The organism is Gordonia polyisoprenivorans NBRC 16320 = JCM 10675 (genome assembly GCF_000241325.1).
Lineage (GTDB): Bacteria > Actinomycetota > Actinomycetes > Mycobacteriales > Mycobacteriaceae > Gordonia > Gordonia polyisoprenivorans.
This window is the reverse complement of record NZ_BAEI01000018.1, coordinates 1-13,518: the sequence shown is the minus strand read 5'-3', so window position 1 is coordinate 13,518 and position 13,518 is coordinate 1. Positions and strand designations below refer to the sequence as shown.

The following is a 13,518-nucleotide window of genomic DNA, read 5'->3' as shown; positions in this document are numbered from 1 at the left end:
ATGTGCAGGCGCGGTGTGGAGGTACGGCATTGCTCGATCAGCCGTCGTCTACCTTCGACGGTGAGCGGTGCACTGCGGTGTCATCGGGTGCCGCCCGCTCCGGGCTCGCGTTCGATCCGTTCCCGGGAACGTCGATGCTCGAGGCGGTGACGTGCGGCCTCGTGCGCCTGACGAAGGAGGCGGACAGCCAGCATGCTGGTGCGAGCACCCGGGTTGACGATCGATACCCACCCCTGGTGGCGATACAGGGGGTGCGGAAAGACAACGTCGGGCGCTGCGAAGTCCCACTGATCATCAGTAGGCACAGCCGTTTTGTCGGTCAGTTCACGAGCCGTGGTGGTGCCGACGTGAATGTTCAGTCGCCACCGGCCGGGCTTGTCAAGGTCGGACAGGGAGTCGTCGGGGTAGTTCTTTGTGACGATGGTGGCGTAGGGCTGCTGACGTTTCGGCACCTGGCCGTCGGGGGCGTAGTAGAAGAAGTGATCGCCCCAAGCGGTTGGCGGGAACTCGTCACCCTCGGTAGGTGCGAACTCGAGCAGCCCATCAAACGATCGGATTGTTTGCAACAGTTGGTCCATGTTCATACTTCAAGCATGTACTTGAAGCGTTTATGGAGGGTTGCATGCGCACGGAGGGACTATCGCCGACGATGACGACTGCCGATGTAGCAGCGGCAGCGGGGTACTCGGTTCAGCAAGTGCGTGACCTGGAAGCACTCGGCGTGATTCCGCCGGCGCCGAGAACCCGCAGCGGCTACCGACAGTTCTCGCCAGAGCACGTGCACAGCTTGTGTGCCTACCGCGACCTGGCGTACGCCGTCCGACCGGTCGTGGCGTGCCGCACGATGCGGCAAATCCGCAGTGCTCCAAGCGATTACGCTGCAGCCATGATCAGCGAGCTCCACACCAGGCTCAACAGGGAACGCGAACACACACTGGCCGCGCGATCGGCACTGACGTCCATCAGTTCCGAGGAAACCGCCGACGTCGCGCCCACCGAAGACGACTGCATGACCATAACCGAGCTCGCGCAAGCCCTCGAAGTGAAGGCGTCCACGCTTCGCTTCTGGGAAAGTGTCGGCCTGATCACGCCTCAAAGAGTCTCCACGCCGGCCGGAAGTGTACGACGCTACCCGGGTGTCGCGATCCGCGACGCCCGCATCGTCGCTGCCCTTCGCGCGGGCGGCTACCGCATCCCCGAAGTACAGAAGGCGATCAGCGCAGTCCGTGAACTCACGGATCACACCACCCCACTCACCGCGCTCGACTCCCGACTCCCGTCCATCGCCCAGCGCACATTCGCACTACTCCGCTCCGGAGCGATCCTGGCAGATCCCATCGAACAGCCTCGCTCAGCGGGACTGTTCGCCGCAGCGCCAACAACGTCCTGACCCGCTCCAACAGGGCGTGCCGATCCGACCCGACAATGCGTCGTCGAATTGTGGTCAGGGCCACACCTGACCGGTCGGACAGTCTGAGCACCTCAACATCTGAATAAGTGGACAGATGTGATGTCCGGTTTTAGTGTTTCCCGTATCGCGCCGTCCGGGCGTGTACCTCCAGGGATCTCGAAGGGCACTGCTCATGTCCACCACCCCAGTCGCCATGCATATGAGCGACGGCATCATCAACGCACCGACCTCGCTCCTGTTCGGCGCCATCGCCGTGGTCGGACTGGCCTTCTGTGCCTGGCGTGCGCGCCGCGACCTCGACGAGAAGACCGTGCCGATGGCCGGCCTCGTGGCCGCTTTCATCTTCGCCGTCCAGATGATCAATTTCCCCGTCCTCCCCGGTGTGAGCGGGCATCTGCTCGGAGGTGCACTCGCCGCAATCCTGGTGGGGCCCTACACCGGCGCGTTGTGCATCGCGATCGTGTTGATCGTGCAGTGCCTGCTGTTCGCCGACGGCGGCATCACCGCCCTCGGGGCCAACCTCACCAACATGGCTCTCCTCTCGACGTTCGTCGGCTACGGCGTCGCGGTGGTCGCGTCGCGACTGCTGCGTGTTGGTCGCCGGGGCCGGTCGGATCACCCGCTCGCCGGTCTGGGGGTGGTGGCCTTCGTCTCGGCGCTCTGCGGGACCATGTGCGCGGCAACCGGATTCGTCGTCGAATACGCCATCGGTGGAGCGGCGGCGACGTCGATGACCGCGGTCGCGAGCTACATGTGGGGCACGCACCTGTTGATCGGGGTCGGCGAAGGGCTGATCACCGCGGCGACCGTGGTGGCGGTCGCCCGGGCCCGCCCCGATCTCGTCTACCTGTTGCGTCGCACCGACTCTCCCGCCACGCTGATCGGAGCGACGGCATGACCGCCACCGGAACCTCCGGCGATCGCCGCGACCGCTCGCCCCGGGTCCATCGCAGGACCTTCCTCATCGCGTTCGGTGTGGTGGCCTTGCTCATCGCAGGTCTGGTGTCCTATCTGGCCAGTTCGTCACCGGACGGTCTGGACTCGACCACGCTGCGGGGGTGCGAGACGACCGAGGTCGACGGTGCCGAGCAACTCACCGGAGACTGCATCGCGCAGCATGCCACCGACCACGCCATGGCCTCATCGCCGCTGGCCGACTACAGCTTTCGCGGAATCGGCTACACCAACGGGATCGCCGGGGTGATCGGCGTGGTGATCACCCTCGTGATCGCCGCGGGCCTGTTCTGGATCATCGGCGGGGCTCGACGTGCCCGTACCGGTGTCGCCCGGTCGGGGACCGGATCGGGAGACTGAGTCGATGGGAGCCGGACACCCGCACCCGGTCTACCGCGCCGGCGACTCCGCGGTTCACCGCGCGCCCGCCGAGGTGAAGATCGTCTGCCTGGTCTTCTTCGTCTTCGCGGTGGTCGCCACCCCGCGTGAGATGTTCTGGCCCTACGCGGGTTTCGCGATCGTCCTGGCCGCGGTGTGGGTCGTCGCCCGGATCTCACCGGCATGGATTGCTCCACGCATGCTGATCGAGGTCCCGTTCGTGATTCTTGCGGTGTTGCTGCCCTTCGCCGAAGGTGGCGAGCGGGTCGCCGTCGCCGGGCTCTCGTTGTCGGTGCCCGGGCTGTACGCCGGGTGGGGGATCGTCATCAAGGGCACGCTCGGAGTCGCGGCATCGCTGACCTTCGCTGCCACCACGCCGGCGCGTGAGCTGCCGGTGGCGCTCACCCGACTCGGCGTGCCCGCGTCGATCACCCCGATCTTCGTCATGATGCTGCGTTACGTCGATCTGTTGACCGCCGAGATCCGACGCATGCAGATCGCCCGCGTCGCCCGCGGGGACTCACCGCGAGCGATCCACCAGATCGGTGCGATCGCCAAAGGTGTTGGCGCACTGTTCCTCCGTTCGTACGAGCGCGGCGAGCGGGTCCATCTGGCGATGATGTCGCGGGGTTTCACCGGCACGATCCCGGAGATGCCCGGGGTGGTGACCTCCGCCCGTGCGAGCGCCGGCCAGTGGTTGGTGATCGTGACACCCGCGCTGGCCGCGACCGCGATCGCCGCGGCCGCCTGGGTGTTGCGATGACTCCCGCCATCGAGATCGCCGGACTGCGCTACGCCTACCCCGACGGACACCTCGCCATCGACCACCTCGATCTCGTCGTCGAACCGGGCGAGCGGATCGCGTTGCTCGGCCCCAACGGCGCGGGCAAGACGACACTGATGCTGCAGCTCAACGGAGTCCTTCTGCCGAGTGCCGGGTCGGTGACCGTCCACGGCTCCCGCGTGGGCAAGGACACCCTGCGCGAGGTCCGACGCCGCGTGGGCCTGGTCTTCCAGGACCCCGACGACCAGTTGTTCATGCCCACGCTCGCCGAGGACGTGGCATTCGGGCCCGCCAATTTCGGGGTGCGCGGTGACGAACTCGCCGACCGTGTGCAGGAGGCGCTGGCGGCGGTCTCGATGACCGAGCATGCGAGGCGAAGTCCGCACCACCTGTCCGGAGGGCAGCGCCGCCGTGGTGCACTCGCGAGCGTATTGGCTTGCCGCCCAGACATTCTGGTTCTCGACGAGCCGTCGGCGAACCTCGACCCGCAGGCGCGGCGCGAACTTGCCGACACTCTGCTGACGCTGCGGACGACGATGCTCGTGGTCACCCACGACCTGCTGTATGCGGCGCAGTTGTGTGACCGCGCGGTGGTCCTCGACGCCGGACGAGTGGTCGCCGACGGCGACGTCGACGACATCCTGTCGGATTCGGAATTGCTTGCCGCGCATCGTCTCGAGATGCCCTGGGGTTTCGACATCGATGCAGTGCGCCGGGCGCGTTCCGCTCAGGTGTCGGCCCGGTGACTGACCCTCCGGATGGCATCACCCTGACCACTCGGGCAGGGGGCGCACTGCCCTTCGGTTGGCACTCGGTGCAATAGGGACGGTTTGGCCTCACAACACTTCTGACACATGGTGTGACGCGCGTAACGTCGCCGGTGCTCAAGTCGGCGTCACGCGGTGTGCGTCGGATGAAGGAGGACAGGTCAGATGCAGGTAGACGAACTACTCAAACCGTTTCCCATCAAGGAGTTTCACCCGTTCCCGCGCGCGATGATGGGCCCGGGCGCGCACGAGATGATCGGCCCCGAGGCTCTCAAACTCGGGTTCAAGAAGACCCTCGTGATGACCACCGGTCTGCGGGGTAGCGATACCGTCCACAAGATCGTCGAGTCGTGCAAGTACCACGGCCTCGAGGTCGTCGTGTACGACCAGGTCGAGTCCAACCCCAAGGACTACAACGTCATGGATGCCGTGTCGTTGTACAACTCGGAGAAGTGCGACTCGTTCATCTCCATCGGCGGCGGTTCGGCGCACGACGCCTGCAAGGGTGCGCGCATCTCGGTCGCGCACGACGGCCGCAACGTCAACGAGTTCGAGGGCTTCAACAAGAGCGAGAACCCCAAGAACCCGCCGCACATCGCGGTGTCGACGACCGCGGGTACCGGGTCGGAGACCTCGTGGGCCTACGTGATCACCGACACCACAACCGATCCCGACAAGCCGCACAAGTATGTCGCCTTCGACGACGCGGCGGTGACCACCCTGGCGATCGACGACCCGGTGCTCTACTACGACTGCCCGGTCGCCTTCACCGCCCAGTGTGGTTTCGACGTGCTCGCCCACGCCTCGGAACCGTATGTGTCGCGCCTGAACTTCCCGCCGTCGATGGGCAACGCCCTGCACGCGGTGCGGATGACGGCTCGTCATCTGCGTGAGGCCACCTGGAACCCGACCGAACTCGCCGGCCGCGAGGGCATGATGTACGCGCAGTACATCGCCGCGCAGGCGTTCAATTCCGGTGGTCTCGGCATCATCCACTCGATCAGCCATGCGGTTTCGGCGTTCTTCGACACCCACCACGGACTCAACAACGCGATTGCGTTGCCGCGCGTGTGGGCCTTCAACATGCCGGTCATGTACGAGCGCTTCGCCGACATGGCCGACGCGATGGGCGTCGACACCCACGGTATGACCAAGGTCCAGGCCGCCGATGCCGCGCTCGAAGCGGCGATCCGGTTGCTGCGCGACGTGGGCATCGTCGAGAAGTTCGCCGACGTCAAGCAGAACACCTACCCGAAGAACCGTCTCGGTGAGGGGCCGACGAAGTACTACGAGAACCGCAAGGAGATCACCACCGACGCGGCCACCATCGACGCGCTGACCAACCACGTGCTCGGTGACGCGTGCACCCCGGGTAACCCCAAGGAGTGCACCTTCGAGACCGTTCGCCCGGTCGTCGAGCACTGCGTCAACGGCGATCTGGACGAATTGCTCCCGTAAGAGGTGCGTCGCCGATGAAGACCGATGTGGGGATGTGTCTGCCCCGAATAGCGTGTCCCCACATCACCACACGCCGGTGGTCACCCGAACGCCCCCAATTCGGGTGACCACCGGCGTGGCCACCGGCCGCCGGCCCACATCCACCAGACCTCAGGAGAGATCGATGCCCACCTCCACCGTCACCACCGACGACACCGTCGCCCCGCACGTCGAAGATGCTGCGAGCCAACCCGATCCGGGCGGATTCCGTGATGTCGACGACGTGGTCGCCCGGTTCGCCGAGGCGGGTTACCTGGCCGATCAACGTCTGGCGACCACCGTCTTCCTGCAGAGCCGGCTCGGCAAACCGGTCCTGCTCGAGGGTCCGGCAGGCGTTGGCAAGACGCAACTCGCCAAGACCCTGGCAGAGGTGACGGGCCGAGATCTGTTGCGGCTGCAGTGTTATGAGGGTCAGGACGAGACCACCGCGCTCTACGAGTGGGATTACGGCAAGCAGTTGCTCTACACCCAGGTGTTGCGGGAGAAGATCTCTGCGGTCGTCGCCGACGCCGACTCACTGTCGGAGGCGGTCGACCGCATCGGTGCCGAGGAGAGCGTGTTCTTCTCCGAGCGCTTTCTCGCCCCCCGGCCGCTGCTCGAGGCGGTGCGCAGCGAACGCCCGGTCGTCCTGCTGATCGATGAGGTCGATCGTGCCGACGAGGCGCTCGAGGCGGTGCTGCTCGAACTCCTCGCCGAATACCAGGTGTCGGTGCCCGAGATCGGTACCTTCGTCGCCAAGCACCAGCCGATGATCGTGTTGACCTCCAACAACACTCGCGATCTGTCGGCGGCACTCAAACGCCGGTGCCTGCATCTGTCGCTCGATTACCCGGATGCCACACGGGAATTGGAGATCATCAAGTCCAAGAACACGGGCCTGGCCGAGACGCTCGCGGCCAAACTCGTGGAGATCGTGCGCGGTCTGCGCGAACTCGACTTGCGCAAGGCGCCGAGTATCTCCGAGGCGATCGATTGGGCGCGCACCCTCGCGGTGCTCGGCGCCGACGAACTCTCCGCCGACATCCTCGGTCAGACCGCCAACGTGGTCGTCAAGTACGACCGCGACCTCACCCGCGCACTCGACGCCCTGCCCCGGCTGGTGGATCCGAACGCGCAGGTGCCCGATCACCTGCACACCCACGGACATTCCCACGATCAGGGCCATTCCCATTCGCACGACGGGCATTCCCACACCCACGACGACGCCCACGACGGCGAACACACGCATGACGACCCGCACGGTGGTCGCGCCAAACGTGCCGAGAAGGACAAGCCCGGGCGCCACGGCGACGACTACTACGGCTCGCCCGGGGCCAAGAGCGATGCCGGTACCCGGGCGGTGAGTGCCACGCAGGGCAGTCGCTCATTCGGCGACACCGGCCGTTCCCGCTCGGGTTCGGGTACCCGCCGCAAGCGTCCGTTCTAGGGAGCGGCGTCATGGAAGGAGCGGTCCACCGGTTCGTCCGGCTACTGCGTTTGCACGGCGTGCGCATCGGCGTCTCGGAGGCGATGGACGCGATTGCGGCCGTGGGTACCGCCGAGATCCTCGCCGACCGTGAACTCATGCGCTCGGCGCTGCAGGCGTGTCTGGTCAAGGACCGACGCGACGAGCAGACCTTCGACGAGGTCTTCGACAAGTACTTCTCGTTGCGTCCGGTGCTCGACACCGATGACGGACACGGACATTCGCACAGTCACGACGATCTTTCCGACACCGGTGAGCTCGCCGAGTACACCCTGTCCGACGAGGTGAGTAACACCCCGCAGCAAGGTCACAGTCACGGCCCGCCGTCGAACATCCGCGACTACTTCGACCCCGAGGACCTCGCCGAGCAGTACAACCTGCATCAGGAGGCCAACAAACTCGACATGGCGTCGCTGACCGACGAGATCGTGCTGTCGGCGGATTCGGTGCCGAACTCCGAGCAGGCCGCCCGTGTGCAACTGACGGTGTCCCGCCTGCACAACCCGGGTCGGCCGGGTGAGCTCGTCACCGGCAATCCGACCCAGCTCGACGCCGAGTTGTCGGTGGCGCAGGAGATGGCGCTGCTCGACTGGCTCGACGACGCCGGGGGACTGTCCGGTCCGCAGCCCGACCGCGAGGAGATCGCCCGGTTGCGCAGCGCACTGGCGGGATTGCTCGACGGTTTGCCCGAGAAGCTGCGTGATCACCTCGAGGCGCTCATGGCGACCGACCACGAGATCGAGGATCGTGAGGTGAAGGCATCGGTGCGCGATGCCATTCACGAGCACGAGCGGGCCAGCCTGGAGGAGTCGATCCGCAGGCTCATCCGATCGCTGCACGGCGCGCCGCGTGCCCGACGCAAACTGGCCGCCCGCGGCACTGTCGACGCGGCCCGCACGATGCGCGCGAACCTGCGATTCGACGGGGTGCCGTTCCGGCCCATCACCGTTGCCAAGGTCGAGGACCGCCCGTCGCTGCTGATCCTCGCCGATGTGTCGTTGTCGGTGCGCAGCGCAGCCCGTTTCACCCTGCAACTCGTGCACGGACTGCAGAGCATGGTGGCCCACGTCCGGTCGTTCGCCTTCGTGTCCGACCTCGTCGAGATCACCGATCTCTTCGCCGAACACCCGGCCGAGGAGGCGCTGTCCCTGGTCGTTTCGGGCCTGCCGGCCGGCGGTGTCCTCGACACCGACGCCGACTCCGATTACGGGAACGCTCTGCAGTGTTTCCTCGACGAGTTCGGCGGCGCGATCACCCGGCGCACCACCGTGATCGTGCTCGGCGACGGTCGCAACAACGGCCGCGACCCGAACCTCGACGCGTTGGAGGAGATCAGCCGCCGGGCCCGGGAGACCATCTGGATCACCCCCGAACCCAGCTACTCGTGGGGTCTCGGGTCGTGCGACCTGCCGGCCTACGCCACGCTGTGCGACCGTGTGCACGTCGTCCACGACCTCGCGGCGCTCGAGCAGGTCTCGGTCAGCGCATACGGCGCGTGAACCGCAGGCGGCCGCGTAGGATTTCGGCAACGACTGGTGGGGCGACGAGGTGGGTGAACGGGATGCACGCCGATATCGGTGAGGCCCGACCCGAGGTGGATTCGGAACGGCCGCAACCCCGAGCGCGGGCGACGCGGATCCCGGTCGTCAAGTTCCATACCCCCGAGGTGATCGTCGGTCCCGGGGCTCTGGATGAGATCCCCACGGCCGCAGCAGGTCTGGGGATGCGTCGGCTGATGATCGTCTCGGACCGCAATCTGGTGGCCACCCCGTGGTATCCGCGCCTCGCGCAACGGTTGCGGGCGGCAGACCTCAAGGTGGCCTCCTTCACCGATGTCTCACCGAATCCCCGGGCGCCGGAAATCGCCCTGGGCTTCGAACACTACGAGCAGACACGCTCGGACGGGATCGTGGCGCTCGGCGGGGGATCGGTGATCGACGCCGCCAAGGGGGTGGCCATCCTCGCGGCCAACGGGGGCCACATCCTGTCCTACGAGGGCATCGATCGCGCCCGCATCCCGTTACCGCCGTTGGTCGCTGCGCCGACCACTGCGGGCAGTGGGTCGGACGTGTCGCAGTTCTGCATCGTCAACGACGTGGATCGCATGACGAAGGTGACGATCATCGGACGCGGATTGGTGCCGAATGTATCGGTGATCGATCCCCACGCACTGGCCACGCTGCCACCCGAGGTGGCCGCGCAGTCGGGGATGGACGCGATCACGCACTGCATCGAGGCCTATGCATCGCTGGCGCACACCAGGCTCACCGATCGTTCGGCCCTGTCGGCCATCGGGACCGCATGGCGGTCGATCGAGCGATTCGTTGACGCTCCCGGTGACCCCGACGCCGGACTCGACATGGCCTACGCCGCGCTCGAGGCCGGGATGGCGTTCACCAATGCCATTCTCGGCGCCACCCACGCGATGAGCCATCCGGTCGGCGGACTGTGCGACGCCGCGCACGGAGCGATCAATTCGGTTCTGCTCCCGCACGTCATCCGGTTCAACGCCGAGACCGACCCGACCCCCTTCGTCGATCTGGCCCCGGCCGTCGGTGTGCCGACGTCGTCGTCGGCGTTCGTGACCGCCGAGCGATTCGCCGATGCGGTGTGCGAGCTCTCACGACGGATCGGGATGCCGGCTCGCCTGTCGCAGCTCGGAGTCTCCGCCGCACACATCAACGCGCTGACCGCCAACGCGTTGGTCGATGCCTGCATGCGGACGAACCCGCGCCAGCCGACCCCGGCCGATGTCGCCCGTCTCTATCGCGAGGCACTATGAGCGTCTCCTCGAGGTTCGGCGACCGCGACCTGACGCCCGGCGGGGACGAGGTCGGCGGAACGGACTTCGATTCGCTGATCGGGTTGCACTCGGTGAAGGGCTCGCATTACGCGCAGTTCCGTGGGGTCGAGGAGCGCCTCGGTCGTGTGGTCGGCGCACTGGACCGCATCTCGCGAGCCCTCGTGCAGACCGCGGAGGGGCCGGAGACACTCGTGCTCTCGGTGGTGCGTGCGGTGGCCGAACACCTCGAGGCCGATTGGGTGGTGTTCGCCCTGTGCGACGGCGAACTCGATCGCACGGGTCCGCGCCACCTGATGATGGACGGCGACGGCACCATCTACGCCTTCGAGGGCGTGCAGGTCGCGCGCACGCCGAGCCACCTGCCCGACGAGGTGCTCAACCGCCTCAACGACATCCTGCGCAACCAGCTTGGCGAGCTCGTCCGACCGGTCGTCGCCGATCACCATCTGCATGTGCCGGTGCACCTCGACGGCCGGGTGGTCGGCGGGCTGTCGGCGTGGACGCCACCGCGCCACGTCGTCGACTCCGCCGACCTGGTGGTGATGCGCATCCTCGCCCGACAAGCGGTGGTGGCCCTGCTCAATGCGGCGCTGCTCGAGGAGAGTCGCCATCAACTCGCCCGCGCCGAGGATGCCTACGCCAAGGCCCGCGAGCAGGCCACCGATCTGGCGGTGCAGAACGTGGAATTGCAACGCACACAACGTGAGTTGTCGGCGGTGATGCGACAACGGCTGGTCACCGAGGAGCGTGAACGCATCGCCCGGGAGTTGCACGACTCGGTGACGCAGTCGGTGCTGTCGGCGGGTGTGCAGATCGAGGTATGCCGGATGGAGTGCGACCCGGAGACCGCCGAGCGACTCGAGGTCGCAGGAACGCTGACCCGCAACGCGGTCGAACAACTGCGCTCGGTGATCTACGCCCTGAACCAGTCCCCGTCCGTGGAGGGGCTGAGCCTGGGTGAGGTTCTCGACGAACTGTGCTCGATGCACATGCCGGCCGATCTGGAGACCGAGGTCCGGGTGGTGGGCCGGCCCCGTGACCTGCCCGATGACGTGCAACACGCCATTCTGCGCATCGCCGGTGAGGCGCTGTTCAACACCGCGGTGCACGCCGAGGCGACACTGGCGCGGGTGGTGCTCACCTACGGCGATCACGACGTGAGTCTGACCGTCGACGACAACGGCGTCGGCGACCCGGGACACATGCGTCGCGTGCTGCGTGCGGCGACGCTGGGCGACCTGGCCGGGCGACATCGGGGCCTGGCGAACATGTCGGCTCGAGCGCGCGAACTCGGTGGTGAGTTCCGGATCCGCCGATCCCGGATCGGCGGCGTGCGGGTCGGGGTGGAGATCCCGGCCGGCACCGTCACCGAATCCACGTCGTTGCCGCGCGCCACCACCGAATCGGTCCGGCGTTCCGCCGGAACACGATCGTCACTGCATCAGGAGGTCAGCAGATGAACAACCCCGATATCGCGACGACGGCGGTGCGCACCATGCTGGTCGACGACCATGCACTCCTGCGTGCAGGCATTCGCTCCCTCCTCGAACGGGAGGAGACGATCTCGGTTGTGGGCGAGGCGGATTCGTTCGACCATGCATTGGCCGAGGTCGAGCGGTCACGGCCGGATGTGGTCGTCGTCGACCTGAAACTGACGGCGGGCACCGAGTACGAGGGGTTACGACTGATCACCGAGATCGCGGCCCGGCATCCCGAGGTGGCCAGTCTGGTGTTGACGACATTCCTCGACGACGACCTCGTGGTGCGGGCGGTGAAGGCGGGGGCACGTGGCTACGTCGTCAAGGACGTCGACACCACCGAGTTGGTGCGTGCCATCCAGTCGGTCTCCGGGGGCGGCAGCGCATTCGACCCGCGTAGCGCTGCGATCGTGTTGCGCACGGTGTCCGGCGACGGCGGTGGATCGGAGACCCTGACCGAACGTGAACGCGAGGTGCTGCGGCTACTCGCCGACGGGATGAGCAACAAGCGCATCGGTACGACCTTGTTCATCTCCGAGTCGACCGTGAAGTTCCACATCCGCAACATCATTCGCAAGCTCGGCGTGACCAAACGGACCGACGCGGTCTACATCGCGAGCAAGCGCGGGCTGATCTGATGAGGCTCAGCTGCGCGGGGTGAGCACCAACCAGCCGCCGTGATCGGTGAGGAATTCGGCCCCGGCGTGATCGGCTGCGTCCGCCCAGGCGTGCAGGTTCTCGGGCCCCAACCGAACGAGATGGCCGAAGTGTTCGCTCGGACGGTCCTCATAAGGGATCGCGATCACCACCCGCCGACGCGCGACCCGCAATGCCTCGATGATGGCGGCACGCGCCTGGTCCGCGGGGAGATGCTCGAGCAGGTGGATCAACGTGACGGTGTCGACCGAGGAGTCGGCGTGGTCGAGGTCGGTGGCGTCTCCGACAGTCGCCAGCACGGGGGTGTCACGGCGACGTGCGGCCTGAGTCAGCAGGTCGACCGCACCGACGGAGATGTCACACGCAGCGACATCGAGACCGTCCTCGGCGCATCGGAGCGCGAAGAAGCCGAAGCAACAACCCACTTCGAGCACACTCGAACCGCTGATCAGGGAGCGCGCCCGTCGGTGTACCGGGGCGAACGACGCCGTCCCGTCGCGCAGCGCGCGCAGCGAGTTGTCGTAGAACCCGGCCCACGCGTCGTCGGCGCGCTCGCTGCACGACCGGATCAGACCGACCGCGGCTTCCTCGAACTCCCACTGGCCACACAACGCGCCGGCATCGATCACGCCTTCGAGCGCGAGGACCATTGCGTCATCCGAGATCTCGGCGACGGTGAAGGTGTGGACGAGTTCGACCCGACCTCCATCCCGGTCGATGGACCAGGCAACCCGTCCGGCATGGGGAAGATCGGCAGGCAGCGCATCAACGTGCCGCACCGTGATGCGGCGAGTGGTCGGTAGTCCGGCACTCATCGTCGTGACGCTCATGACCACAACGCTATGACCTGGACTTTTGCCGCGAAACTGCCCGAACGGGTGCATCTGCTGACCGAACGGAGAGGCGATCGCCGCGCCCGCATGGCCCAGATCACAATTATCGCGAGCGGCCGGAACGGCCGGATGCACGACCTCCGACGGCTGGGGCTGGCCCGCTGACCAGGGCTGATGTGCGACCAGTCAGAACCCACCTGGCGATTTGATTCGCGGGGGCTCTGTGCGTAACTTATTCGAAGTCAGCGCGCCGCGGCGCCGCCCCGGAGGGCTCCGAGAGGAGTTCGGTAGGGGAGAGGAAACCGGGTAGACGTTGACCGCCCCCGAGAAATCGATCCGGGCACAGTCATGTGCCAGGACGAGGACCCGGGGTTGCCGGATGCGGATCTGGCCGCCAACCGAGAGGGTTGCGGACGGGTGAAGTGCCTGGTACTCTGGAAGAGTTGCTCCGGAAGGGGTTAACACTTCAGAAACAGAACAAGCTCATCGAA

13 protein-coding genes are annotated in these 13,518 nt (G+C 66.5%); 11 read left to right on the top strand and 2 right to left on the bottom strand.

Translation table 11 applies throughout. From position 1 onward, the window contains the following. Positions 1-80: 80 nt before the first annotated feature. Positions 81-584, bottom strand: coding sequence for a DUF6194 family protein (locus GOPIP_RS05150; protein WP_006368514.1), 504 nt, complete (start codon positions 582-584; stop codon positions 81-83). A gap of 38 nt (positions 585-622) precedes the next feature. Between GOPIP_RS05150 and GOPIP_RS05145 the strand changes: the two genes are divergently transcribed. The 11 genes from GOPIP_RS05145 (at position 623) to GOPIP_RS05095 (ending at position 12,175) form a co-directional block, all read left to right on the top strand. Then, positions 623-1,390 carry a MerR family transcriptional regulator gene (locus GOPIP_RS05145; protein ID WP_006368513.1) on the top strand — a complete coding sequence of 256 codons (768 nt, stop codon included), beginning with the start codon at positions 623-625 and terminating at the stop codon, positions 1,388-1,390. A gap of 193 nt (positions 1,391-1,583) precedes the next feature. Beyond that, positions 1,584-2,309 carry an energy-coupling factor ABC transporter permease gene (locus GOPIP_RS05140; protein ID WP_006368512.1) on the top strand — a complete coding sequence of 242 codons (726 nt, stop codon included), beginning with the start codon at positions 1,584-1,586 and terminating at the stop codon, positions 2,307-2,309. Further along, positions 2,306-2,725, top strand: a complete 420-nt coding sequence (locus GOPIP_RS05135) for a PDGLE domain-containing protein (RefSeq protein WP_006368511.1) — start codon at positions 2,306-2,308, stop codon at positions 2,723-2,725. The genes GOPIP_RS05140 and GOPIP_RS05135 overlap by 4 nt, the downstream gene beginning before the upstream one ends. 4 nt (positions 2,726-2,729) lie before the next feature. Beyond that, on the top strand, positions 2,730-3,506 hold the full coding sequence (gene cbiQ / locus GOPIP_RS05130) for a cobalt ECF transporter T component CbiQ (protein WP_006368510.1): 777 nt from the start codon (positions 2,730-2,732) through the stop codon (positions 3,504-3,506). Beyond that, entirely contained in the window at positions 3,503-4,273 is a 771-nt protein-coding gene (locus GOPIP_RS05125) for an energy-coupling factor ABC transporter ATP-binding protein (protein ID WP_006368509.1), read from the top strand. Before cbiQ ends, GOPIP_RS05125 begins: the two co-directional genes overlap by 4 nt. A 186-nt stretch (positions 4,274-4,459) precedes the next feature. Beyond that, positions 4,460-5,752 carry an NDMA-dependent methanol dehydrogenase gene (mdo, locus tag GOPIP_RS05120; RefSeq protein WP_006368508.1) on the top strand — a complete coding sequence of 431 codons (1,293 nt, stop codon included), beginning with the start codon at positions 4,460-4,462 and terminating at the stop codon, positions 5,750-5,752. Positions 5,753-5,915: 163 nt separating this feature from the next. Beyond that, positions 5,916-7,217 (top strand): AAA family ATPase, encoded by a 1,302-nt coding sequence (locus tag GOPIP_RS05115; protein WP_006368507.1) that lies wholly within the window; start codon positions 5,916-5,918, stop codon positions 7,215-7,217. Positions 7,218-7,228: 11 nt separating this feature from the next. Beyond that, on the top strand, positions 7,229-8,755 hold the full coding sequence (locus GOPIP_RS05110) for a VWA domain-containing protein (RefSeq protein WP_006368506.1): 1,527 nt from the start codon (positions 7,229-7,231) through the stop codon (positions 8,753-8,755). A 62-nt stretch (positions 8,756-8,817) separates the two neighbouring features. Next, positions 8,818-10,038 (top strand): iron-containing alcohol dehydrogenase, encoded by a 1,221-nt coding sequence (locus GOPIP_RS05105; protein WP_035727227.1) that lies wholly within the window; start codon positions 8,818-8,820, stop codon positions 10,036-10,038. Beyond that, positions 10,035-11,519 (top strand): MadS family sensor histidine kinase, encoded by a 1,485-nt coding sequence (locus GOPIP_RS05100; protein WP_006368504.1) that lies wholly within the window; start codon positions 10,035-10,037, stop codon positions 11,517-11,519. Before GOPIP_RS05105 ends, GOPIP_RS05100 begins: the two co-directional genes overlap by 4 nt. After that, the gene (locus GOPIP_RS05095; protein ID WP_006368503.1) at positions 11,516-12,175 is read left to right on the top strand and encodes a MadR family response regulator transcription factor; all 660 of its coding nucleotides are present in this window, start codon (positions 11,516-11,518) and stop codon (positions 12,173-12,175) included. Before GOPIP_RS05100 ends, GOPIP_RS05095 begins: the two co-directional genes overlap by 4 nt. A gap of 6 nt (positions 12,176-12,181) precedes the next feature. Here GOPIP_RS05095 and mftM read toward each other — a convergent pair whose 3' ends face one another. Continuing rightward, positions 12,182-13,030 carry a mycofactocin oligosaccharide methyltransferase MftM gene (mftM, locus tag GOPIP_RS05090; protein WP_035727224.1) on the bottom strand — a complete coding sequence of 283 codons (849 nt, stop codon included), beginning with the start codon at positions 13,028-13,030 and terminating at the stop codon, positions 12,182-12,184. Positions 13,031-13,518: the final 488 nt, after the last annotated feature.